General features: G+C 40.8%; 27 protein-coding genes. 25 read left to right on the plus strand and 2 right to left on the minus strand.

Annotated features, from left to right (window positions below):
- Window positions 1-116: 116 nt before the first annotated feature.
- The 5 genes from A6755_RS12600 (at window position 117) to A6755_RS12620 (ending at window position 3,878) form a co-directional block, all read left to right on the plus strand.
- On the plus strand, window positions 117-362 hold the full coding sequence (locus tag A6755_RS12600) for a DUF2535 family protein (RefSeq protein ID WP_225988704.1): 246 nt from the start codon (window positions 117-119) through the stop codon (window positions 360-362).
- Window positions 363-589: 227 nt separating this feature from the next.
- On the plus strand, window positions 590-1,432 hold the full coding sequence (locus A6755_RS12605) for a DegV family protein (protein ID WP_063590833.1): 843 nt from the start codon (window positions 590-592) through the stop codon (window positions 1,430-1,432).
- A 153-nt stretch (window positions 1,433-1,585) separates the two neighbouring features.
- The gene (locus tag A6755_RS12610; protein ID WP_048686762.1) at window positions 1,586-2,176 is read left to right on the plus strand and encodes an SCO family protein; all 591 of its coding nucleotides are present in this window, start codon (window positions 1,586-1,588) and stop codon (window positions 2,174-2,176) included.
- 278 nt (window positions 2,177-2,454) lie between these two features.
- Complete coding sequence (locus A6755_RS12615; protein WP_063590834.1) at window positions 2,455-3,297, plus strand: SGNH/GDSL hydrolase family protein; 843 nt, start codon at window positions 2,455-2,457, stop codon at window positions 3,295-3,297.
- Entirely contained in the window at window positions 3,294-3,878 is a 585-nt protein-coding gene (locus tag A6755_RS12620; RefSeq protein ID WP_063590835.1) for a YpmS family protein, read from the plus strand. Before A6755_RS12615 ends, A6755_RS12620 begins: the two co-directional genes overlap by 4 nt.
- Window positions 3,879-3,932: 54 nt before the next feature.
- Here the strand turns inward: A6755_RS12620 and A6755_RS12625 are convergent, their stop codons facing one another.
- Window positions 3,933-4,673: a DUF4397 domain-containing protein gene (locus tag A6755_RS12625; RefSeq protein WP_063590836.1), complete on the minus strand. Its 741-nt coding sequence runs from the start codon at window positions 4,671-4,673 to the stop codon at window positions 3,933-3,935.
- Between the two features lie 155 nt (window positions 4,674-4,828).
- Here A6755_RS12625 and msrA point away from each other — a divergent pair, with 155 nt between their 5' ends.
- Entirely contained in the window at window positions 4,829-5,398 is a 570-nt protein-coding gene (gene msrA, locus A6755_RS12630; RefSeq protein ID WP_084737683.1) for a peptide-methionine (S)-S-oxide reductase MsrA, read from the plus strand.
- The gene (msrB, locus tag A6755_RS12635; RefSeq protein WP_034307536.1) at window positions 5,388-5,816 is read left to right on the plus strand and encodes a peptide-methionine (R)-S-oxide reductase MsrB; all 429 of its coding nucleotides are present in this window, start codon (window positions 5,388-5,390) and stop codon (window positions 5,814-5,816) included. The genes msrA and msrB overlap by 11 nt, the downstream gene beginning before the upstream one ends.
- Window positions 5,817-5,867: 51 nt before the next feature.
- Here msrB and A6755_RS12640 read toward each other — a convergent pair whose 3' ends face one another.
- Entirely contained in the window at window positions 5,868-6,956 is a 1,089-nt protein-coding gene (locus A6755_RS12640) for an SGNH/GDSL hydrolase family protein (RefSeq protein ID WP_084737686.1), read from the minus strand.
- A 294-nt stretch (window positions 6,957-7,250) separates the two neighbouring features.
- Between A6755_RS12640 and A6755_RS26030 the strand changes: the two genes are divergently transcribed.
- From A6755_RS26030 to A6755_RS12720, 18 genes are all read left to right on the plus strand, one after another.
- Entirely contained in the window at window positions 7,251-7,403 is a 153-nt protein-coding gene (locus A6755_RS26030) for a YjcZ family sporulation protein (protein ID WP_072273171.1), read from the plus strand.
- Window positions 7,404-7,710: 307 nt separating this feature from the next.
- The gene (locus tag A6755_RS12645) at window positions 7,711-8,685 is read left to right on the plus strand and encodes a S66 peptidase family protein (protein WP_063590838.1); all 975 of its coding nucleotides are present in this window, start codon (window positions 7,711-7,713) and stop codon (window positions 8,683-8,685) included.
- Window positions 8,686-8,907: 222 nt separating this feature from the next.
- The gene (locus tag A6755_RS12650; protein WP_034307530.1) at window positions 8,908-9,237 is read left to right on the plus strand and encodes a hypothetical protein; all 330 of its coding nucleotides are present in this window, start codon (window positions 8,908-8,910) and stop codon (window positions 9,235-9,237) included.
- Between the two features lie 179 nt (window positions 9,238-9,416).
- Window positions 9,417-10,781 (plus strand): aspartate aminotransferase family protein, encoded by a 1,365-nt coding sequence (locus A6755_RS12655; RefSeq protein ID WP_063590839.1) that lies wholly within the window; start codon window positions 9,417-9,419, stop codon window positions 10,779-10,781.
- 2 nt (window positions 10,782-10,783) lie between these two features.
- The gene (locus A6755_RS12660; protein ID WP_063592532.1) at window positions 10,784-11,494 is read left to right on the plus strand and encodes a 3-oxoacid CoA-transferase subunit A; all 711 of its coding nucleotides are present in this window, start codon (window positions 10,784-10,786) and stop codon (window positions 11,492-11,494) included.
- A complete protein-coding gene (locus tag A6755_RS12665) occupies window positions 11,461-12,126 on the plus strand; it encodes a 3-oxoacid CoA-transferase subunit B (protein WP_063590840.1) in 666 nt (221 codons plus the stop codon). The genes A6755_RS12660 and A6755_RS12665 overlap by 34 nt, the downstream gene beginning before the upstream one ends.
- A 9-nt stretch (window positions 12,127-12,135) precedes the next feature.
- A complete protein-coding gene (locus tag A6755_RS12670) occupies window positions 12,136-13,407 on the plus strand; it encodes a peptidase (protein WP_063590841.1) in 1,272 nt (423 codons plus the stop codon).
- A 77-nt stretch (window positions 13,408-13,484) separates the two neighbouring features.
- Window positions 13,485-14,333, plus strand: coding sequence for a putative beta-lysine N-acetyltransferase (ablB, locus tag A6755_RS12675; RefSeq protein WP_063592533.1), 849 nt, complete (start codon window positions 13,485-13,487; stop codon window positions 14,331-14,333).
- A gap of 82 nt (window positions 14,334-14,415) precedes the next feature.
- The gene (locus A6755_RS12680; protein WP_063590842.1) at window positions 14,416-15,795 is read left to right on the plus strand and encodes a sigma-54 interaction domain-containing protein; all 1,380 of its coding nucleotides are present in this window, start codon (window positions 14,416-14,418) and stop codon (window positions 15,793-15,795) included.
- Window positions 15,796-15,913: 118 nt separating this feature from the next.
- Window positions 15,914-17,317: a lysine 2,3-aminomutase gene (gene kamA / locus A6755_RS12685; RefSeq protein WP_034307517.1), complete on the plus strand. Its 1,404-nt coding sequence runs from the start codon at window positions 15,914-15,916 to the stop codon at window positions 17,315-17,317.
- A gap of 1 nt (window position 17,318) precedes the next feature.
- A complete protein-coding gene (locus tag A6755_RS12690) occupies window positions 17,319-17,594 on the plus strand; it encodes a YokU family protein (RefSeq protein ID WP_034307515.1) in 276 nt (91 codons plus the stop codon).
- 355 nt (window positions 17,595-17,949) lie between these two features.
- On the plus strand, window positions 17,950-18,192 hold the full coding sequence (locus A6755_RS12695; RefSeq protein WP_034307512.1) for a YozE family protein: 243 nt from the start codon (window positions 17,950-17,952) through the stop codon (window positions 18,190-18,192).
- 14 nt (window positions 18,193-18,206) lie between these two features.
- Window positions 18,207-19,973: an ATP-binding protein gene (locus A6755_RS12700; RefSeq protein ID WP_063590843.1), complete on the plus strand. Its 1,767-nt coding sequence runs from the start codon at window positions 18,207-18,209 to the stop codon at window positions 19,971-19,973.
- A 150-nt stretch (window positions 19,974-20,123) separates the two neighbouring features.
- The gene (locus A6755_RS12705) at window positions 20,124-20,831 is read left to right on the plus strand and encodes a hypothetical protein (protein ID WP_034307510.1); all 708 of its coding nucleotides are present in this window, start codon (window positions 20,124-20,126) and stop codon (window positions 20,829-20,831) included.
- 171 nt (window positions 20,832-21,002) lie between these two features.
- Window positions 21,003-21,173: a YozD family protein gene (locus A6755_RS25715; protein ID WP_064505166.1), complete on the plus strand. Its 171-nt coding sequence runs from the start codon at window positions 21,003-21,005 to the stop codon at window positions 21,171-21,173.
- A 225-nt stretch (window positions 21,174-21,398) separates the two neighbouring features.
- Window positions 21,399-22,103 carry a purine-nucleoside phosphorylase gene (gene deoD, locus A6755_RS12710; protein WP_034307509.1) on the plus strand — a complete coding sequence of 235 codons (705 nt, stop codon included), beginning with the start codon at window positions 21,399-21,401 and terminating at the stop codon, window positions 22,101-22,103.
- Between the two features lie 260 nt (window positions 22,104-22,363).
- Window positions 22,364-23,854, plus strand: coding sequence for a lmo1851 family serine protease (locus tag A6755_RS12715; protein ID WP_063590844.1), 1,491 nt, complete (start codon window positions 22,364-22,366; stop codon window positions 23,852-23,854).
- 114 nt (window positions 23,855-23,968) lie between these two features.
- Window positions 23,969-24,856, plus strand: a complete 888-nt coding sequence (locus A6755_RS12720) for an LCP family protein (RefSeq protein WP_063590845.1) — start codon at window positions 23,969-23,971, stop codon at window positions 24,854-24,856.
- Window positions 24,857-24,906 lie beyond the last annotated feature (50 nt).

Raw genomic sequence — 24,906 nt, forward strand, 5'->3', positions numbered from 1 at the left:
TTTTTTTATGATTATCAATCTGATTTCTCTGTTTTTTTACACATTTGAATATTTATACTTTTGGATTTATTGTGTATAATATAAGCAATCGGTGAAAAATGAGGATTGATATTTTGATGTTCAAATGCTTGGAATTCAAAGATTGTTTTGGACATAAGGTCACAATTTCAGAAATACCTGTCTTACTGCCTAGTGATCCGAATTTTTTTATGTTGACCGTGCGTTTGGAAATATTTGTTAAGAAGGTTTTTGCCAATAAAGATCATAAAGAAAATTACTCATTTAAGCATTATTTAGCATCCGTACTCAAATGGCCCGTTTACAACAAGCTTTTTTTTGGAAGTTTACTCAATAATGCTTAATGCGGATTGTTCCATAGCTAACATCTCCGTTAAAAGAGATGACACGAATGCCAAGAAGTTACGAATAAATCGGCATGTGTTCTGGTTAGCTCATGGAACGATCTTTTTTTTGTGTAATCATTTCAAAAGATAGGTATCACTTCAGTCGAAAAATGAAACCTTTGGTTTGAATGCTTACCTTGAATAGGTATAATACAATAGATATGTTAATTTAGGGATGTGTAATGATGAATAAAGTAAAGATAGTAACAGACTCGACAGTAGATATGACACCAGAGGAACTGGAATTTTATGATATTACAATGGTCCCTTTATCGATCTTTATAGATGGGGAGACTTTTTTGGATAAGGTTGAAATCGAACAAGAAGAATTCCTGAAAAGGATGAACCAGTCAAAAGAACTGCCAAAAAGCTCACAACCGGCCGTAGGTACCTTTGTGGAGGTATATGATGAACTTGGAAAAGACGGCAGTGAGATTATTTCCATACATATGACAGGTGGCATGAGCGGTACAGTTCGCTCAGCGGAAAGCGCAGCTAGCATGTCTGAAACGAAGGTTACCGTTCTTGACTCGAAATTCATTTCAAAAGCGATGTCATTTCAGGTGATCGAGGCAGCGAAGATGGCGAAGGAAGGGAAATCCGTAGCAGAGATAATTGAACGATTGGAACATATTAAAAAACAGTCAAGTTTAATCATTGTCATAGAAACACTTGATAACCTCGTTAAGGGTGGAAGGATTGGCAAAGTTTCTGCTTTTATCGGTTCATTGCTGCACATAAAGCCGATTGCAATTCTTGACGATGGTGTACTGAACCCTGTATCCAAAGCCAGGAGCCAGTCACAGGTCGTGAAGTTCATCATCAAGAAGTTCAAAGAAGATACTCAAGGCAAAAAGATTAGAGGCATCGGTTTTGTACATGCGAATGGCCTTGAATTAGCGGAAAAGGTCCGCCACGCCATTGCAGACTTAACAGGATATCAAGACATAAAGATAGAAGCAACGACTGCCGTTGTCAGTACCCATACAGGTGAAGGCGCCATGGCGATCATGTATTATTGGGACTGATAAGGATATACCATATGAAACTGCGTTTGGCGGCGGTTTCGTCACTTTTACATTTGTCCTTAATTCGTAGAAATAGTTGCTGTCTTCATTCCGGATGGTCTGTTAGAATAAATGAAGTAACAGAATATTTTATACATAAAGGACGGGGTAGGGATGAGAAAGCTGCAATTGCTTATGGCAGCTATGGGAGCATCAATTTTATTGCTGTTGACAGCATGCGGTTCCAATGGTGTACCTGATGCTAAAAATTGGGACCTTGAAGATTTCAGTTATATCGATCAGGAGGGGAAGCCTTTCTCAAAAAGCGATCTTAAAGGAAAGGTTTGGGTAGCTGATTTTATATTCACAAGCTGTGAGACGGTTTGTCTCCCCATGACTTCGAATATGACGAAGCTGCAGCAGCAATTGAAGGATGAAGGGATTAAGGATGTAGAGTTCGTTTCATTTTCCGTGGATCCGGAAATTGACAAACCTGATGTTTTAAAAAAATTTGGTGACCAATTTAATGTGGATTACGGCAACTGGCACTTTCTGACCGGTTATGGACAGGAAGAAATCGAGCAGTTTGCATTGGATAACTTTAAAACGATCGTCAAAAAACCAGAAGCGGAAGATCAGGTGATTCATGGGACCAGTTTTTTTCTGATTGATCAAGAAGGAAAGATCATCATGGATTATACAGGTCTGCAGGATATTCCGTTTGATGAAATCATTAAGCATATTAAAATTTTACAGAATTATTGAACAGGTTGAATGACCTGTTCTTTCTGTTTTCATCCATCTTAATTACCGGGTTTTATCGATGGTGAAAATGAGCAATAAGTTTTTGAAGAAACAGCGGTAGTGAAGAATGATTTTACATGCTAAGTAACATGCTAATTTTTATAGGACTAGCTTTAATTCACAGCATTTTTCATATTGTATAGTAAGGAATGCTCAATTCTGGAAGTACAATGAAGGTATATTGTTTGCAATCTTTCGTTTTCTGCATGATATAATATATGGGTAGGAAGGTGAGGGTCATGAGGTACAAAATCACCTGTCTTTTCATATGCCTAGTTTGGATTTCAGGCTGCAGTCAAAATGAAACAGCCTCAAATCAGCCATCTGTTCAGCAGAAAAGCATCGTTGAGCTGAGTAAAAAGGAAACCATTCCTGCCAGCTTTTTTCCGGACCCTGTGAAAATCGTGTCAATTGGCGACTCCTTGACTCAAGGTGTCGGTGATAGTAAAGATAATGGCGGGTATCTGCCTTATTTACAAAATAAGCTGGAAAAAGAACCATCGATTACTTCCGTTGAGATGATTAATCATGGCATACGTGGAAATAGGACCGACCAACTATTGAAAAGACTGGATAAGACTAGGATTAAAGAGGACATAAAGCAAGCTGACTCGATTGTCGTCACAATCGGTGGAAATGATATCATGAAGGTCTTTAAACAGAATTTCTCCAATCTGGAACTGAATCAGTTTGATTCGGCAAAAATAGGGTATGAAAAAAGATTAAGGCAGATACTTGATAAGGTTCGTTCCGAAAATGATTCTGCGCAAATATACCTTGTAGGCGTCTATAATCCATTTTCCAAATGGTTCGGAGATTTTTATGAACTTGATATGATCATGAATGATTGGAATGAAAGTGGAAAAGAGATCATTGAAGAATATGATTCAGCATATTTTATTGAAATAGCAGACATTTTCGAGAATCCCGAAGAAGATTTGCTTTATGCCGAGGATTATTTTCACCCAAATGACCGCGGATATGAATTAATCGCGACAAGAATCTATAATGATATGGATATTACCACTATAGGAAAGGACACATTGGAAGCGAGTGCCAAAGGAGATGATGACCAAGAATGACAAATGTCAAATGGAAGACTTTGTTTATTTCCCTATTAGCCTTAAACATCCTGGTCATCCTGTTTGTAACGATTTTAGTTAATCTGCCGACTAAAGATAAAGAGCTGATACCCAAAGTAAGCCGCGAAGAAGATATCCAATTTCAAATTCACACGAATCGGGAAGATTTGACAAGGTTAATCAACCAGTATCTGGATAAAGAGGGGTTAACGGGATCCATTCACTATGAAGTTTATTTAACGGATGAGGTGGAGCTATACGGAACAATGCCATTTTTCAACCGTGAAGTGGAAATGAAATTGACTTTTGAACCAATTGCCCAAAAGAATGGGGATTTGATTCTTAAGCAAAAATCAATTGCAGTCGGTAAAATGAACCTTCCTGTTTCATATGTAATGAATTTGATTAATGAGCGATATAATATGCCTGAATGGGTTAGCATAAGCCCCAATGACGAAAGTATTTATGTGTCCTTACAGGATATGGAACTGAAAAGCGATATAAGGGTGAAGGCGAAAGAATTCGATCTGAAAAATGATGACATTTCATTTTTATTGACCATCCCATCATCATTACAGTGATCATGAATTAATGAATAAAAAACCAGGATCGATGCATCCTGGTTTTTTATTCATTTATGGGGAGAGCGTTAGGGTTTCTAGTGAGGATGATTCCCGATTCGATCCGATTATATAAATGGTTGAGGAAGTATTTTCTTGAAATGCTTTGTTTGGCAAAGGGAGTGCGATTTCTTTTGTTCCAGCTTTCCTCACTTCGAAGTCAACTATCATGGGATGAATAGTGAGATATTCGCTTGCTTTCCTGAAATGGAGTTGATCAAAGACGACATCTCCGCCTTTGACTGCAATGTCCACGGAGAGTAAATCATGTGAAAGCTGGATGAATCGGACCTTTGCTTCATTTGGAGGAACAGATGGGTTATCCTCGAAAGGTAAAATTTTCAACGATTCGTTAGCCACGGTAGGTGCTAGAACAATGGTATAGGAAGCTCCGATTTCGAGAGCCACTTTACAGCTTAATAGAGGTGAGGTGTTTTGCCCGCTGCGGTATATATCCAATTGGTACTTGCCAGGGGGCAGTGGTGAATAACCATTGCACTCTTTATACGAGAAATTTTTGAGGATACGCATTTCATTTACATGAACATCAAATGGGTGAGTTGTTGGGACAGCATGTAAGAAGCGGACTTGTGCAGGCAGTAGGACAGTTATTTGTTCATTTCTGTATGTTGAATTTTCGAGACTTTTCAAATGTTTATGGTAATAATAATCATGCAATTGCGAATCGCTGTTTTTATAAGACGATAGTAAATCATATGTTTCCGATTTTTGTGGATATGATTGTTTATCGCTCATTTCCAACACCTCTCATTTTTCTATCATGTTGTTAACATATGTAATCATGCTTGGGCGTGTGTCTCCTTTCTAAAAAGAAGGTAACATTTTCGTGAAAAGGCTCTCGGCATATTATTTTACAGGGGTATATAAAAACGTTAAAATGCATTCAATGGATGGTTTGTAAAAAAGGAGGATTTTCATTGACAAAGCAATTAGAGAAAGCAACATTCGCAGGTGGATGTTTCTGGTGCATGGTGAAACCGTTCGATGAACAGCCCGGCATCGAATCCGTTATCTCCGGCTATACAGGCGGGAATACGGAAAATCCCACGTACAAAGAGGTTTGTTCTGAAACCACGGGACATTATGAAGCTGTTCAGATCACCTTTGATCCAAACGTATATCCATATAAAAAGATAATTGAGTTATTTTGGCAGCAAATTGATCCGACAGATCCTGGCGGGCAATTTTATGACCGGGGAAGTTCTTATCAAACGGCCATTTTTTATCATGACGAAAACCAACGTGAAATTGCAGAAGCATCCAAAGCTAAGCTGCAGGCGAGCGGGAAATTTTCCGGACCGATCGTAACCCCGATTATACCAGCCAAAACGTTTTATCCAGCCGAGACATACCACCAGCATTACTATAAAAAGCAACCTGAACATTATGAAAGATATTCGACTGGCTCAGGACGTAAAGCATTTATACAACATCACTGGGGGGAAAAAAATGAAAAGTAAAGAAGAATTAAAAAAGAAACTCACTCCGATTCAATATGAAGTCACGCAAAATAATGGAACGGAACCAGCTTTTAACAATGAATATTGGAATTTGAAGGAGGAAGGATTATATGTGGATATCGTTTCAGGTAATCCTCTTTTCACTTCAAAGGAAAAGTTCGATTCAGGCTGCGGTTGGCCAAGCTTCACTAAACCGCTTAAAGAAGAGGAAGTGGTGGAAAACCTCGATACGAGTTATGGCATGAGAAGGATCGAGGTCCGCTCAAAAACTGCCGATTCTCATCTGGGACATGTTTTCAATGACGGGCCGGGACCGTCAGGATTACGCTATTGCATCAATTCAGCATCATTAAGGTTCATCCCGCTCCAAGATCTTGAAAAAGAGGGATACGGGGAATATAAAAAGCTTTTTGATTGATTGGAAAACCCCCTATCAGATTACGATAGGGGGTTATTTATTGAGTAATATTTAATCTGTGATGATTGACGCGATCCGGACATATGGAATGTCGGTCAGGTCCATTGCTTTTGTCCTGCCAGTCACCTCAAAACGGACAGTATGTGAACCGGGGCGAAGCCCATTAGTGACAAATAAATATCTTTCACGGGCAAATGGCCACCATGTATTCAAAGTCGTGATTTCATTTCCGTCGATCCATACATTCACTTCCCCGCCATCAGGACTTCTAAGCAGTTTCACACCAAGCATACTCCCTTTGAAGGTATATTGAATCACACTGCCCTTTTCACTACTAGTGAAATAGCCGCCCATTGGCCGGAAACCGCTCATTTTTTCATAGTGGTCAATTTCCGATAATTCAAAACCGGAACGGGCATGCAGCTTAGTTGGAAGATCCGCTACAGCCTTCTCTTGTTTGATGTTATCCAGGAACCGTTCATAAATGGCATCGGCATATAATTTATACCCCAGCCCATTTGGATGTACCAAATCTTTGGTCAGCTGTTTTTCCGTATATCCTGAATTTTTGAATATCGGCCGCATATCCACATTTGTAGCACCATAATGTTTGGATAAAAGTCCAATGGCTGACGCAAATTCCTCATATTTCAAGGAACTCTCTGTTATTGTGAATAACTCAGCATTAGGGTGGAGCCGTTTTGCCTTTCTCATTAACGCTTCATATGTCATGGTAAAATCATCGACATTCATATATTTGCGGTCATTTTCACCAAAAACGAAGAAAATCAGATCTTTATGATCATGCTTCCTTCTTTGGGAAAGCTTGAATAGGCCCTCAAAAGCAGTTGATCCGCTTTGGACCACGTAGTCACCGTGTAACGGAATATCATTGGCATCATTCATCTTATTTTCTAGCTGTTTGAACCATGTTAGATTAGGCTTTTCAGCTCCCGATCCTCTTCCGATACTGTCACCAATGACGAGATACTGAATGGGCTGGCCTGATTGGAATTTTTGATAAACATTTATCGAATCATCCGATCCATATGTTTTAGGAACTTTTTGAAGGATATAGCTGATTAGAAGGATCGTGGCGATTGCAGCGAAAGGGATGAAGGATTTTGCGTTCGTTTTCAATTATGTTCCCCCGTATTGCCTTTTATGTATCCATGTAGGTATGAGATAGCTTAAAGAGGCTAAGAATTGTTTTTTCCTTATTATATCCCAATTTTAAAGTAACACAATAAATTTGTGACAATTTTCATGGTTGCTCGGAGGATTTCAGCCATTGAATGAATAACGCTTAAGATGGTGTTGATTGAAGTTTTTTCTTAAATCCAAAAAAATAGGCAAATGCACAGACCAAGGCGGGCGTATCGACATATGGTAAGGTGTAAAGAGAAAACAGAATTCTAAAAGGAGTGAAACTTAATGTACGGATATGGTGGAAATGTTGCAGGACCAGGGTACGGATATGGTGGCGGTGGATACGGCGGCGGTAGCTGCGGATTTGGATCAGGCTTCGCATTAATCGTTGTCTTGTTCATTCTATTGATTATCATCGGTGCTTCATTCTGCTGCTAATTCAATAACCCAAAGACCAGTTGATAAAGCTGGTCTTTTCTTTATGTAAGGAAATTGGTGGTTTGACGGTGGACCTTTCTGATTCCATGGTTGCTGACTGAATCATCATGGATAAATCCAGGGGAACATGGGACAGGCGATACACAGCCATTCCTTTTTTAAATCCTGATTTCTGTGCATCGGGAATGACGTGAGAATTCAAAGAAACTAGCTCGGTGAATGACATACGATAAAGGACTTAGTTTTCTTTGTAAACCATTTCTGCTAAAATAACGACAGAATGTAATTAATTTAGGGGGATAAAGATATGAAACCTTCCCGTTTACAAGCAGGGGATGAAATTCGCGTAATTGCTCCTTCAAGAAGCTTGGCGATTGTCAAAGGGGAACAACGCAGATTGGCAGAAGAAAGATTGACTGAGCTAGGTTTTAAAGTGACATATGGTAAAACGGTTTTGTTCCATGATGACTTTTTCTCGAATTCGGTCGAAGACCGGATCGAGGATTTGCATGATGCGTTCAGGGATCCGAATGTTAAGGGGATTTTCACTGCTATCGGGGGGTATAACGCTAACCAATTGTTACGGTATATCGACTATGATTTGATTAAGGAAAATCCAAAAGTGTTGATGGGGTATAGTGATATAACCGCAATTTTATTGGCCATTTATAATAAAACAGGCTTAACTACATATTCAGGTCCTCATTTCTCGACGTTCGGGATTAAGGCTGGTCTGGAATATACGATGGGATATTTTACAAAGGCTGTAATTGAAAGTGAAGGCTTTTATCTTGAACCAAGTGAAACGTGGAGTGATGATTCTTGGCATTTGGAACAGGATGACCGAACTTTCCACCCGAATGCTGGTTATATGGTTATTCAGGAAGGTGAAGCTGCCGGGACAATCATTGGGGGAAATCTTTGTACACTCAATCTATTACAAGGTACAGAGTACATGCCATCTTTAAAGGACAGTATCCTTTTCATAGAAGATGACGAAGAAAGCCATCCATTCAGTTTTGACCGGGATTTACAATCCTTGCTCCATCAGCCAGGTGCAAGTGGGATTAAAGGAATCGTCATCGGCCGTTTCCAAAAGGATTCAGGAATGACTGAATATGCTTTGCGGGAAATCATCGCCTCCAAAAAGGAGATAAGTGGCATACCCGTGATCGCTAATGCCAACTTTGGTCATGTTCATCCTTTTGTAACTGTGCCGGTTGGTTCAAAAGCAGTAATGAAAGTGAAGAACGGAAAAGCGACGATCCAGATTCATCCATGAACAGTTTGAAGACGCCGTTCAAAAAATGGACGGTGTTTTAATCTGTTAGGGATATCTATGAATATGGTTTGCATTATGGTGTATATTAGGAGTCTTTCCTCTTGTCAGCCCTGGAAATTGTCCTATTTTACAAGCATTATTTAGGGAATATGAGTCTAATAGTTCAAATTCTTTATTTTTCTGATATAATACTAAGAGATTTAAAATAGAAAAGGTGATTATGTGTTATTAACAATTCCAGCATCCATTCGTTTAGAAGGGGCTTTGGCCGAATATAATAAAAAAGGCCGTGTGAGCCATACATGTTCCGTTTGTAACGAAGACACTTCTAACGGGGATGCAAGTAACTTGAACTACTATAAGTTAGGAACTAAAAAAGTTTGTCATTCCTGCATGAAAAATGTTTTGCGTCATCCGTCTTTAAAAGAGTATGAATATGTACATACTTCAAATATCGATAAAACGGCTTTTTATAAAAATGTGTTGGCTGTTTTAAAGGATGAAAGTTTTTTGGAATCCATTCGTGAAGAAAAACTAAATAGCGTATTGTAAGAAAAAAGTGTATCTCTCGCGGATACACTTTTTTTGTCGCCATTTTTGGACAATCACCCATGGAACCAAGAAATTATCCGTATACATGCTTAGGACAATTTCCTTAGCAAGATTGCCTTCATCTGGACATACACTTACTATATGGCATTTGTTTTTAAAGAGAAGGAGTGTGTGGGCTTATGGAGCAGTCTTCATTGATCAAACCGGTCCTGGGAGGAGCCTACCCGACTATCAGTCATGGTCAGGGAGTGTTTTTATACGATAAAAATGGAAAGGATTACCTCGATGCTTCTTCCGGTGCCGTTACAGCCAATATTGGCCATGGAGTCCAGGAAATCATTGAGGCTATGGTAAAACAGGCTAAACAGGTTTCGTTTGTGTATCGTTCCCAATTTACCAGCGATGCTGCAGAGAAACTCGCCGGAAAAATTGCAGAATTGACCAAAGGGGAACTGACATACAGCTTTTTTGTAAACAGCGGCTCCGAGGCGACTGAAACGGCATTGAAAATTGCCATTCAGCATTGGCAGGAAAAAGGGAAGCCAAAGAAACAGAAAATCATATCGAGATGGATGAGTTACCATGGCATCACGATGGGAGCTCTTTCAATGTCTGGACATCCGATTCGCCGGGAACGCTTTACTCCTTTACTTGAATCATATCCTTCTGTATCTCCTCCATATTGTTACCGATGTCCACTTCAACTTGACCAACATACTTGCGGAATGGCCTGTGCATCGGAATTGGAAGCATCAATCCGGCGCATTGGCAGTGAAAATATAGCGGCGTTCATTGCAGAACCTGTTATCGGCGCAGCCGGAGGGGCCATTGTCCCTCCTGAGGGTTATTTTCAAAAACTCAAGAAAATCTGCGAAGAGAATGATATTTTATTCATTGCTGATGAAGTAATGACCGGTTTTGGACGTACCGGTAAGATGCTTGCTTCCGAATATTGGGATGTGGAACCTGACATCGTAACATTAGGTAAAGGTATGAGTGGGGGGTATACCCCAATAGCGGCAGCAGTAATGACCAAAAACGTGATGGAACCCATAATGAAAGGTTCGAAGTCAATTATAGGAGGTCATACTTTAAGTGCGAATCCGTTATCATGTGCGGTATCTTTGGCGGTTTTAGACTATGTCGAAAGGAATGAACTAGTCGAAAAATCAGCCGACAGGGGGAATTACCTGATTAGGGGCCTGAAAAAGTTGGCAGGGAAGTATTCCTTTATCGGTGATATACGCGGGAGAGGTTTATTGATTGGCATCGAATTTGTCCTGGATAAAGCAACGAAGGCCCCATTTCCGAAGGATACAGATGTGACCAATGAAATCATTGAATTGGGAATGAGGAACGGAATCCTTCTTTATCCCGCAGCTGCAGGCCTTGACGGTGTAACCGGGGCAGCGCTCATCATCTCCCCGCCGCTAACGATATCGGAAGAGGAGTGTGCTGAATTGTTAATGAGGGTCGATATAACCTTTGGACAATTTAATGACTCGATAGGTAAACGATCATCACAACAAGGAAGTGAGTCATAGTGGTGGAAAATTCGTTCCAGAAGATTTGTCGTTTGGAAGATGTCCGCCATCACTTTAAAGATAAACAGTCCATCCTATTTGGGGGATTCGGTGGCATAGGGACGCCTCCGGGATTGATCAATGTGATTTTGGAATCAGGTATTAAGGATTTAACCTTGATTGGGAACGATACAGGTTTCCCAGATATCGGAATCGGAAAACTGGTCACCCGGCGCCGAGCGAAAAAAGTCATCGTTTCCCATATCGGTTCCAATCCCAATGCAGGACTATTAATGAACAATGGTGAACTCGAAGTGGAGTTCTGTCCGCAAGGGACACTTGTCGAACGCATCCGGGCCGGAGGGATGGGACTCGGCGGGATATTGACCGATATTGGAATGGAAGCCGATATCGTCCGGAAAGGGAAGCAAACCGTAAAGCTAGGTAAGAAAAATTATCTGGTGGAATCGGCATTAACTGCAGATATCGCCATTGTTTATGCAGAAATGGCTGATCCTTATGGAAATCTTCTATTCGATAAAAGTGCCAGGAATACGAATCCAATCGTTGCTGCGGCCGGACAGATCACTATAGTCGAAGTCAGGCAAATCGTTCCGCTGGGCACTTTGGATCCAGAGAACATCATTGTACCGGGTGCCTTTGTGGATTATATCATTCCTTCAAAAGGAGTCGATTGGAAATGGGTTTGGGAACAGGGGATAGAAACAGAATAGCGAAACGGGCAGCAGCAGAAATAAGCGATGGGATGCTGGTCAATTTGGGAATTGGCATTCCATCACTTGTACCGAATCATCTTTGGGATGATCATAAAGTTATGTTTCATGCAGAAAATGGCCTTGTGGGAATTGGCAGTACTCCTGAAACGGGGAAGGAAGATGCGCATCTTTGCAATGCTGGGGGATTGCCGATCACCATTAGAGCCGGGGCTTCTTACTGCGACAGTACTGTTGCATTTGGAATGATACGCCGCGGCAGGGTGGATATCACAATTCTAGGAGCCCTTCAAGTAAGTCAAGCGGGGGATCTCGCTAATTGGATTGTTCCGGGAAAGCGGGTGCCAGGCATGGGCGGTGCAATGGAACTGGCTGCAAAGGCAAAAAAGGTCATTGTCTTGATGGAACATAACGATAAAGCGGGCATGTCTAAATTAGTCAAAACATGTACGTTGCCGTTAACAGCCCCAAAATGCGTACATATGATCATCACCGAATTAGGCGTGTTTTCCGTAACTTCGGAGGGCCTTCTATTAACTGATGTATTTGATACGTCCAGCATTGAGGAAATCAGGAATCGGACCGAAGCCTCGTTTACCGTCTCTGAAAACATCCACAAATTAAAAGAATGAGAGAGGAGAATGGATATGTATGAGGAAAAAATAAGAACATGGCTGAATGAACATCGGATGAATGGGGTTCAGCTTTTGCAAAAACTGGTTCAGGAACCGAGCAAAAGGGGCCAAGAAGGAAGTGCACAAGCAATAGTGGTCGAAAAGTGCAGACAACTTGGTCTGGAAATAGACCTTTGGGAAATCGGGGATGAACAATTAAGAAAACATCCCCATTTTTATTGCGACCGCAGGGATTTTAAAGGAAATCCGAACCTTGTGGCCATTAAAAGAGGAACAGGCAAGGGAAAATCCCTTATTTTAAACGGACATATTGATGTAGTTCCTGAAGGAGATCATGCAGCTTGGCACGATGAACCCTATAGCGGCAAGTTGATGGACGGGAAAGTTTTCGGGCGGGGAACGACGGATATGAAAGGCGGCAATGTATCTTTATTGCTGGCCATTGAAGCGATTGTCGAATCTGGAATCCAATTGAAGGGGGATTTGATATTTCAGAGTGTGATTGAAGAGGAAAGCGGTGGTGCCGGCACACTTGCGGCAGTCATACGCGGGTATAAAGCTGATGGTGCAATCATTCCGGAACCTACAAATATGAAACTATTCCCATTACAGCAAGGTTCGATGTGGTTTCGGCTGAGAATAAAAGGCAAGTCTGCACATGGAGGCACTAGGTATGAAGGAGTCAGTGCAATTGATAAAGCGGTTGTTGTAATGAAAGAAATCAAGATGCTTGAACAAGAACGGAATGAGTCACTCCGTCATTCACTCTATAAAAATGTCCCTATCCCCATTCCAATCAATATTGGTAGCATTCAAAGCGGGAATTGGCCTTCCTCCGTGCCGGATACAGCCGTCCTGGAAGGAAGATTCGGCATCGCCCCTACAGAAACCATGGAAGAGGCACAAAAATCGCTGAAGGAGCGAATAGATGCTTTAAACGAGAGTGATGCATGGTTCAAAGAAAGACCTATTGTATTAGAATGGTTTGGGGCCAGATGGTTGCCTGGCAATCTCGAAATCAATCACCCGCTCATGAAGACAATTGGCACATGCTATGAAAAAGTGGTCGGGGAAGAACCGCTTGTCGAAGCTTCACCATGGGCGACGGATGGAGGGTATCTTTCATCGGTTGGTTCTACCCCCGTCGTTGTGTTTGGACCAGGGGAAACGAAGATGGCCCATGATTCGAACGAATATATAGAGGTGGATAAAATGTTGGAAGTTGCGGAAATCATCGCTTTGACCATTATTGAATGGTGTGGGGTGGACCAGGAATAATCATTTTTCCAAGGTCTGATCCAGGAAGGGTCAGGCCTTTCGCAACAATTTTCGAAGATGTGAAAGGAGCGGGACAAATGGAGGCTGGAATCATCGAAAAAAGAATTCGAAAGCCAATGTGTACCATACATATTACGATCGACCATTTTAATAAGAGAATCAGGGTCGATGATTATCTAGGGCATTTTCAAGAATGCGTGGAGGAAACCTTGAAGGTGGCTAAAAGCATATCAGCAGAAAAAATCATCATCAAGTCCCGCAGGGAAAACGTTATGGCATTGCTTGCTCAGGGCTTTCTATATGAAGGAAGCATCGATAAATTCTTTTTGGGAAGCGATTGTTTCTTCCTTGTTAAATATAACCGGAATGAAAGGCGCAACAGTGCTGAATGGGAAAGGGAAGATCAAATCCTTACCGATATTCAGATGCTGCCGATTAAATCCGGACTGGATGAACCGCCGTCAGCCTATCAAGGCCGTAAAGCTGAAGTGGCAGATGCACTTCAGCTGGCCCAACTGTATGGGAAGGTTTTCGAGGTGTATCCCACACCGATGAATGATCCGGTATATGTGAAAAAGTGCATGGAAATGGGAACGGTTTTTTATATTTATGTCCATGAAGAGAGGATCGTCAGTGCTGCTTCCGCAGAAATTAATTCCTTTTACCATAATGCAGAAATCACTGATTGTGCGACATTGCCGGAACATCGGCAGTACGGCTTGATGAAACACTTGATTTCCGCGCTTGAAGACTATCTTATTTCACACGGCATTTATTGTATCTATTCGATTGCCCGGTCGCTCTCGTTCGGCATGAATGCTGCATTGCATCAGCATGGATATTCGTACCGCGGACGTTTGGCCAATAATTGTTATATCTTTGATAAACTGGAAGATATGAATCTTTGGGTGAAAAACTTTAGTTGAATGCTCATTTTTAGGCGGTTCATGACAAGTTTTTGGCATTTCCTCATATACATCTAGCAAGAGGGTATTGAGGAGGGATAGCTTGCCTAGTGAATTTTTTAATACAAGTGAAGTGTTGGAAGCGATATTAGAAACCATTGATGAAGGCATTCATGTGATAGATCCAAAAGGACAGACCATCTTTTATAACGAAGTGGCCGCCAATCATGATGGGATGAAAAGAAGTGAAGTGCTCGGGAAACCGTTGCTTGAAGCGTTCCCTTCTTTGAATCATAAATCATCGACGTTACTCCGGGTCATTAAATCTGAAAAACCAATCTATAACTATAGTCAATCGTATGTAAATGCTCATGGGCGTATCATTGAGACGCTAAATACTACACTACCCATATATGTAGATGGGTTTATGATAGGTGCAATAGAGATTGCAAAGGATTATTCAAGCTTGAAGCAATTATCGGAAAGGTTAGCTGATCTGGAAAGCTCGCTCAAGACAATCAAAAGCCCTCAAAGGAAAACGACTGGGAACGGCGGTTTGTATTCTTTCACTGAAATCCTGACAAGTGATAAGGGGTTTAAAGGTTTGATATCCCAAGGTAAAAAGGCTGCCCGCTCCACCTCATCGGTATTGGTTTATGGGGAAAGCGGTGTAGGAAAAGAGCTTTTTGTTCAAAGCATCCACCAGGAATCGACCCGCAGTAATGAACCTTTCATCGCGCAAAATTGTGCGGCCTTACCCGAAAGTTTATTGGAATCGCTACTATTCGGTACGGCAAAAGGAAGCTACACTGGTGCTGTGGAGCGACAGGGGTTGTTTGAATTGGCCAACGGCGGAACCTTGTTTTTGGATGAATTGCAATCGATGCCGATTGACTTGCAGGCAAAGCTTCTGCGCGTGCTTGAAGATGGGTTCATCAGGAGGATAGGTGGCACAAAAAGTGTACAGGTGAATGTCAGGATCATGGCAGCGATGAATATTGATCCGAAAAAGGCCGTATCGGAAAATAGGCTAAGGCCGGATTTATTTTACCGATTGAACGTATTGAGCTATGAGCTGCCTCCGCTAAGGGAGCGGATTGATGATATAGAGCTTCTTTCTGAACATTTCATATCAATATTTAACAGTAAATTAGGATTGTCCATAAAAGGCATGGATGAGAAGACTAAGGATTTTTTTCGGAAATATGACTGGCCTGGAAATGTAAGGGAACTTAAACATACGATAGAATTCATGATGAACCATACAGAGAATGATGTTTTGAATCTTGAAGATCTGCCCCAGTTTTTAAAGAAGCGCAACCCATCCGAAAAAATACTTCCACTTCGTGAGGCCATGATTGAGATGGAAACAAAATTGATTACCGAGGCCCTTCTTCAAACGAACGGTAACGTTTTCCAAGCATCGAAGCTATTGCAAATTCCAAGACAGACCTTGCAATATAAAATAAAAAAACATATTTGATGGAAAAAATCCGGATGCAGCCTGCAGTCCGGTTTTTTTTATGGGCATTCGAATTTTTGGGTCATTTTGGCATCCTTCTTGCATTTAATACTACTATCATAACTCAGGAGGTATAACCATGTTATTTGACTTATATAAGCCAGATCGCAATTGGAAAGATATAGAGCTATGGAAAGATGTAACCGAAGAACAATGGAACAACTGGCTGTGGCAGCTTACAAATACGATCCGAACAGTTGATGATTTGAAAAAAGTGATAAACCTGACTCCGGATGAAGAGGAAGGCGTGAGGATTTCCACGAAAACCATTCCATTGAATATCACCCCATACTATGCTTCGTTAATGAATAAAGATGACCCAAGGTGTCCAATCAGGATGCAATCGGTCCCAATCTCGGAAGAAATGCATAAAACCAAATATGACATGGAAGACCCCCTGCATGAGGATGAGGACTCCCCTGTACCGGGATTGACCCATAGATATCCGGATCGCGTTCTTTTTTTGGTGACGAATCAATGTTCCATGTACTGCCGTTATTGTACGCGAAGACGTTTTTCAGGCCAAATTGGCATGGGCGTGCCAAAAAAGCAATTGGACGCAGCAATCGGTTATATACGAGACACACCGGCAGTTCGGGATGTCCTTATTTCCGGCGGGGACGGATTATTGATCAATGACACGATCCTTGAATATATCCTCAAAAACTTAAGGGAAATTCCTCATGTTGAAATAATCAGGATAGGTACACGGGCACCGGTTGTTTTTCCTCAAAGAATCACTGAAAATTTATGTGCCATTTTAAAAAAGTATCACCCGGTATGGCTGAATACTCATTTCAATACCTCGATAGAAATTACCGAAGAGTCAAAGAAAGCATGTGAGATGCTTGCCGATGCGGGTGTACCTGTAGGCAACCAGGCAGTTATTTTAGCGGGGATAAATGACAGTGTCGCAATCATGAAAAAGCTGATGCATGATCTTGTTAAGATCCGTGTCCGCCCTTACTATATCTATCAGTGCGACCTCTCGGAAGGGATCGGTCATTTCAGGGCACCCATTTCAAAAGGAATCGAAATCATCGAAGGGCTCCGGGGCCATACATCCGGGTATGCAGTGCCTACCTTCGTCGTCGATGCTCCAGGAGGGGGAGGGAAAATCACCCTGCAGCCGAATTATATCCTTTCACAATCTCCAACAAAAACGGTACTGCGCAATTTTGAAGGTGTGATAACCACATATCCTGAACCTGAGCAATATACACCAGGACTTGCAGATGATTATTTCAAAGGGGTATATCCTGATATGGAAGAAAAACAGTCAGATATAGGTGTATCTGGTTTAATGAACGACAAGCAATTCAATTTAGTGCCTGAAGGGTTGAAGCGAATGAACCGACGGGAAAATTACGTGACCAACCCAGAGCATGATTCATTGAAGAACAAACGTGAAAAGCGAGATTTGTTAAAAGAAAAGAAATTCCAGGCACAGCAAAAAAAGAGCACTCCTAAGGGGGATGAATAGCATGGAGATGTGTCCATGGTGTGAGAAAGGGAAGCTTGCATCAGTAAAGGGGACTGTGTATTGGGAACTGCCGGATGGTTCGAGGGCGGTGGAAATTACGGAAACCCCTTCATCTCATTGTGAGAGTTGCGATGCTTTTTTTCAAAGTGATGAAATAGTGAAGGAAATTGAAGATCAATTATTTTTAATTGATTCGAAAAAGCTTGAAAAACAAACGAAGTACAGTGAGCTAATGAACATGAAAAGGCTGTTGAAACGTAATTACTTTGACTTTTAGCGGCAGGTGTATTACTTTTCCATAAATGAATTAATCCCCTCATTTTAGACGGAACAGTGTAAACCACTATTTCTATCTTAGGTGAAGGGGATTTTCCATTTCAGAAAATGATGGCCAGCGTTTAAATCGGCTAATAAGTTTTTGATGAAATTCTGCCAGCGTAATCAATATGGAATGATTACGATATGTTACTATTGCTTCGTAATTTAACGGTATGCATTTTGTGTTGAAAAATCGTGGATTTCATAAAATGAGGAAGAAAAAACCAAATTGTTTTTTAAAAAAGTGGACGGAAGTGAAAGTTTCCGATATATTAAAGCAGAAATCATAGTTATTTTAGGGGGGGCTCGACATCATGAGACCATTTTATTTATATTTAATGAAATTTCGACAACCAAAGGAGATTGATGCAATCACTAAATTTGCCAATTATGCCTATGAGGATCATGGCTTCCCAAAACAATCGACTGATTATAATGAACTGAGCAGTTATTTAGAATTGAATGCAGACTATCTCGAAAGTATGTCAGTATTCGATCAAGCGTGGGAACAGTATGTCCAAATAGAAGAAGGGCTCATATTGGGAGATCAGGAATAGGGAGGATCGGAAGGATGTTAAAAAGCCTTCAAACCCGAATTTTGCTTTATTCTTTACTTATTGCAAGTGTTCCTCTTCTGATTTTGGGAATCATATCCTATGGATCACAACGCTCCCTTCTGGAGAAGGAAGCAAAAAATGCCCTGAATGCAGGTTCACTGAATATTGTAAATGAAACATACAGCTATTTGAACGAACGGATCAGTGATGTGAAGTTAATGAGTGCAAATTCTGCAATCATCAATCCTGGCCACTCAAAAGAAGAGAAGTCAGATGAACTAAAAAAGTTTATCGATGCCAAAGGAAATTATTACGGTGTCTTGTATTTGGATATGGAAGGCAATGTCATTGCAGATACATCCAATAAAATGATCGGGGATAACCTTGAGAAGAGAATATGGTTCAAAGAGGCAATAAAAGGTCATGAATTCCTTTCAGACGTATATAAAACTCGGGCTTTCTCAGAACCGATTATAGCTCTGAGTGCTCCGGTATATGATAATTCAGGGCAAATGATCGGAGTCGTATCCACAGCTTTCCGATTGGAAGGGCTTTGGGAGATGATGGAGAAAAAGGCTAATGAAATTAGCGATAAATACCCAGTCAACTTTTACATGATCAACCAAGAAGGCATCATGATTTCGAAAAAAGACCCACACGGCATGATGCAGGATTCTGCCCTGAAAGAAATGGGATTAACGAAAGATAAGCTGATGGAAGCTTCGTTATCGGATGATTTGTACAGTGCAGAGAATGGGGAAAAAATATATTCCATCAAGCCTGTCCATACGATAGCACAAACAGAGAATAAATGGTTTGTTGTTGTGGGTGCTGATAAGAAGCAGGTGTTTCAGCCTTTGAATGACCTATTGACACGGTACCTGACCATCTACAGCATCGTTTTTGTTTCTATCATTCTGGCTGTCTATTTACTAACAAAGACCCTCGTTCGGCCAGTTCAAGAACTTGTCGAAGCGACAGAGGATTTCATAGGAGGAAAGGAATTCATCATTTCCGATAAAAGAAGCTTCGAGGAAATGGAAAAATTGAACCTTGCCTTTCTAAGAATGATGGAAACGATAGAAGATCGTGAGAAGGAAATCGTCCGTACGGAAAAATTGAAGTATGTTGGCCAGCTTGCTGCTGGTGTCGCCCATGAAATCAGGAACCCATTGACGACAATAAAGGGTTTTTTCCAATTATTGAAGAGCCAGGATCATGATAAATCATTGATAGAAAAATATAGCGATGTCATGCTTCATGAAGTGGATCGGGTCAATGTATTTGTAACACAACTTCTTGATTTGGCAAAACCGCATCAACTGGAATGGGAGAAAATCGATTTAAAGGATTTCCTTGATGAAATTATGGATACCTATACTCCCTCAATTCCGAGTTCTCATGTAAGAATAATTAATGGTATGACACAATCCGTCCTTGTTTATTCAGACAGGAACCGGTTAAGGCAGGTTCTCTTGAATGTCCTGAATAATGCATGTGAAGCCATCGAAGCAAGGGGGCAGATTGAACTGCATCACGATTCCATCTCCCAATATATAAGATTAGTGATCAGCGATGATGGAAAAGGTATAAGTCCCGAGAATTTAAAAAATATCGGTATGCCCTTTTATACCACCAAACCGGATGGAAACGGATTAGGTGTGGCGACATGCATTCAGATAATGGAGGAATTAAAAGGAAAATTCCAAATTGAGAGCGTCCCCGACGAAGGAACGAAAGTGACGCTTACTATCCCCACTACGAACCGTCTCATTAAATGAGGCGGTTTTTGGTTGTAGTGCCCTTAAATAAATGGGCCGGTTAATTAGCTAAATGAGCAAAATGCCCGCTTAATTCCATTAACCTCCATGTTTGTTTGTGCATATAATTTACTAATCAAACGATAAGGACCATATTGGGGGATGTCTCTTATGGGCAAAAAAAAACAGCCGAAATTTAAATTAGGCGATACAGTCGTAATAACAATGTATGGGACAGTCGGGAATATAACCGATGTGAAATTTCTCGATGGTGCTTATGTGTATGAAGTGAACTATAGTGAAGGTCTTTATATCGAAAAAACATTGCAATCGATAAATGAATATGAAGGAGAAATCCTTTATCCGAAAGAACAAATCGATATTGAATATAAATTTTTATTAGGTGACTTGGTCCAAGTGGATGGATATGAACAGGATTATTTCAAGATTATCGGCTATCGAACGGAAATTTGGCGCTATAAGGAAAATGCCTGGGAGGATGTAATCTATGAGTTATCAAGAATCTCTGATGGTGAATGGCTTGAAGCGCATGAAGAAGAACTGACTTTAATTGCCGATGCTAAACGTGCAGATGGAATCATTAAAAAGTTGGGTCTGCTCCTTCCTCAAAAGAAAAATGAGCTTGCTATCATTGCTAAACAAAACAACCCTGGTAAAGGTGAGCGAGAAATGACAATGACAAAAGATGAAAAAAAGGAAATGATTGATGGCCTGTTGGATTTATATAATGATTATTGTAAGCTCTACGAACATTTTGGCGATGATGAATATCGTCACATCATGAAGATCGCCCTCGCTAAAATAGAAAAGGCGGCAGAGGAAATTTATCCAGATCATAAAAAGAAGCAAACGAAGTGAAAGACACCTATAAAGGGCAATTTCCAGATTCCCTATAGAAGTATCCATTCAAATTGATCCCGAATGGAACTTGATAACGATAGACCCTTCATATGTTTTTCCATTAAGGGATGCCTTACTGGTATATTTGTCTCTACACATTCATAGACCTTTAAATAAGGGGGCGATGATTTGCGAGAAATTGAGGTTTTTATTGATACAGAAGAGATAGCGGAATTCTTTTTTCAAGAATTGATAAGACGGGGCTATCTTCCAACAGAAGCTGAAGTTGAAGATCTTGCTGACATCACATTCGAATATCTTCTTGAAAAATGCATAATTGATGAAGAAGTCGATGAGTAACCTGTCATAAGACGGTTAGCAGCTTCCTTTCCCTTAATTTAACTATTAAAAAAAGACGGCGGACCTCCGCCGTTTTGTTTGCAATTTAGGAAGGGTGGCAAAAGTCGTTTCGTGAACTCCATTTCTCAAGTTCCAGATAAGGTTCGATTTTCCTAACTTGTGGTTGATATGGTATAGTAGTTTTTGAATATCATTTCAACCACAAGTTAAGGAGGACATAGTCGTATGAGCGTACATATTGGTGCAAAAGAGAATGAAATTGCGGAAACGGTCTTACTTCCTGGGGACCCGTTGCGTGCAAAATATATTGCTGAAACATTTTTAGAGGATGCTAAACTTTATAATGAAGTTCGTAACATGTTTGGATATACAGGGACATATAAAGGAAAACGAATTTCTGTACAAGGTACAGGCATGGGTGTCCCATCCATTTCGATTTACGTGAATGAATTGATGAATAGCTATAATGTCCAGAAGTTGATTCGTGTGGGAACTGCAGGAGCGATTCAAAAAGATGTAAAAGTCAGGGATGTGATCCTTGCAATGAGTGCTTCCACCGATTCCCAAATGAACCGTATGACTTTTGGCGGGGTGGACTTTGCCCCGACCGCAGATTTCGAATTACTAAGAAAAGCTTATGACGCCGGCACGGCAAAGGGCTTGCAATTGAAGGTCGGTAATGTATTTACGGCCGATCAGTTTTATAATGATAATAGTGAATTGGAAAAATGGGCAAAATACCAAATACTTGCGATAGAAATGGAATCAGCAGCCCTATACACGCTTGCTGCTAAATTTGGCCGCCAAGCTTTATCTGTATTGACCATTTCCGATCACATTTTAACTGGTGAGGAAACGTCGGCGGATGAGCGCCAGTCAACCTTTAACGAAATGGTTGAAGTGGCTTTGGAAGCAGCTATCCAGGACTGATAATTGGATGTAAATGACAGGTGGGTGACCAGGAATAAGTGAAGCTGTATAATGACAGTTGGATACAGGCTCAGTTATTCCTTGGTAGCCCCATTTTTGTAATGTCAATAGATGCCTGTAGTCCATGGAGCTTTCTCTTTGTTTTAACGTTTGCGAAGGCGTAAAAAAATACATATGGGCATAAGTTGTTATTTTTGATAACAATTATTTTTCGATTGTCATGAAAGCTGTTAAAATAGATAGAAATCGTTTATATCGTCATGAAGAATGAAAGTGGTGAGGCTTCAGTGGAAGAAGAAAATCAAAAACAGCCAAAAGAGGCAGGGAAATTCATTAAAATAAAAAAGTTTACGTTCATTATGGGGATTTTCTTGGTCATATTTCTAACTGCAGGGATTACTACAATAGCCTTGACCTTTGGAGATGAAAAAGTAGAGTCATTAGCACCGGATAAGCATGCGGAATTTGAAAAGCTGTATACTACATACGATAAGATAAAAGATAACTATTATAAAGAGGTTGATGAAGAAAAGCTGGTTGACGGCGCAATTAATGGAATGATCAAATCATTGGATGATCCCTACTCTGCTTATATGGATAAAAAGGAAGCATCGAGTTTCGATGAGAGCATCTCTTCATCTTTTGAAGGAATCGGTGCTGAGATTCAGGAGCAGGATGGAAAAATCATGGTCGTCTCACCGATAAAAGGGTCCCCGGCAGAAAAAGCAGGGGTAAAACCAAATGATATCATTTTAAGTGTGGATGGTAAAAGTGTTGAAGGGCTAACCTCTTCTGAAGCTGTCCTGAAAATCAGGGGCGAGAAGGGTACCAAAGTGGATCTTTCCATCTCAAGAGCTGGTGAGTCTGAACCGATCGAGCTCACCATTAAACGGGACACAATTCCGATTGAAACGGTATATGCGGAAATGCTTGATGATGGAGTTGCAAAAATTCAAGTGACCAGTTTTTCCGAACATACAGTCCAAGAGCTGAAAACGGCGCTTGAAGAAATGTCGAAGAAGGATATGAAGGGTCTCGTATTGGATTTACGGGGAAACCCAGGAGGACTTCTTGACCAAGCAATAGAAATGGCAAGCCTATTCGTGCCTAATGGGAAAGTGGTCCTTCAAGTTGAGGATCGCAGCGGGAATAAAGAAGTCTTTAAATCGGAGAATGATGGAGAACTGAAAATCCCGGTAGTCGTGTTGATTGATGACGGAAGTGCCAGTGCTTCTGAAATCGTTGCAGCGGCTGTCAGTGAGTCTGCGGACATTCCATTGGTCGGTGTCAAGTCATTTGGGAAAGGGACAGTGCAGACTGCCGAAAAACCCTTTAAAGATGGATCTAACTTTAAATATACGGCAGCTAAATGGTTGACTCCTGAAGGCAATTGGATTCATAAAAAAGGGATCAAGCCGGATATTACTGTGAAGCTTCCTGATTATGCGAGCCTTCCGTACATTTCGCCTGATAAGGAATTGAAAGCATCCGATTCTTCGAGTGAAGTGAAAGCGGCTGAAGAGATGCTGAAGGTAGCAGGACATGATCCAGGTAAAATAGATGGATTCTTCGATGAAGCAACCAAGAATGCGGTCACAGCATTCCAAAGGGAACAAAAAATTAAAGAAACCGGCACCATTAAGGATGATACTACCGTGAAATTGATGCAGGTCATCCAGGAGAAAATCCTTAAAAACGACACACAAGTGAAAAAGGCAGTAGAAGTATTAAAGAAAGAAATCAATAAATGATGTTGATCGAAAAGCCTGTCAGCGGATATCGTTGGCAGGCTTTTTTTTTCGTTTCATGCATAATATTCCAAAATTAGGCAGAGAATAGGGGTAATTTTCCGATGAGGTGAGGTAATGAAAGAAAAGGTATTGTTCATATATCTATTGGTCTTGATTCTGGCAGGCTGCACCTATGCCCCTTTACCCAAACAAAATGGAAATGAAGGTACGGAAAAAAAACTAACCAATGAAGATAACCAGGAAAACGATAAAACCTTTCTGTTAATTGGTGTTGACACAAGGGGAGAGCAAAAATCTCGATCAGATGCGATTATCCTTGCAAAATACTTTCCTGAGCAGGAGAAACTGAAGCTTGCTTCCATTATGCGTGATAGTTATGTGAAAATCCCCGGGAATAAATCAGGATATAACAAAATAAATGCTGCTTATTATTATGGTGGGAGGGAATTGCTCAAGAAAACCATACAGGAAAACTTCGATGTCAAGATCGACCATGTAGCGGTAATCGACTTTAAGGGATTTGTGAAGATGGTGGATTTACTTGCCCCTGAGGGGGTGGCGGTGAATGTGGATCAGGAAATCATAGATGATATGAGCATCCAAGCAAGCGTCGGTAAAAATGTTTTACATGGTGAGGAAATATTGAAATATGTCCGTTTTAGACATGACGATGAAAGTGATTTTGGAAGGGTTGAACGACAACAAGAAGTAATGGTTCAATTAAAAACAGCGTTTATAAATCAAATCTCATCCTTCGAAGGGATGGCGGCCCTTCCTAGTATAATCGAACAAGGACTCTCGTACTTGGATACGGATATTGGACTGAAAACAATAATGGAAATGGGTCCCAAAGCCGTCTTCCATACACCGGACACGGTCGAGACCTTAAGGGTTCCAGTGAAAGGAAGCTTTAAAGATGAAATATATCCCCAGTCCGGTGCCGTTTTGGAAATAGACTACACTAAAAATAAGAAGGCACTTCAGGAGTTCTTTTCAAAATAATAAGAATGTCCTATTCTCTTTTATTATCGAAGACATCCTAATATTAACTG

It is taken from the genome of Peribacillus frigoritolerans (assembly GCF_001636405.1).
Taxonomy (GTDB): domain Bacteria; phylum Bacillota; class Bacilli; order Bacillales; family DSM-1321; genus Peribacillus; species Peribacillus frigoritolerans.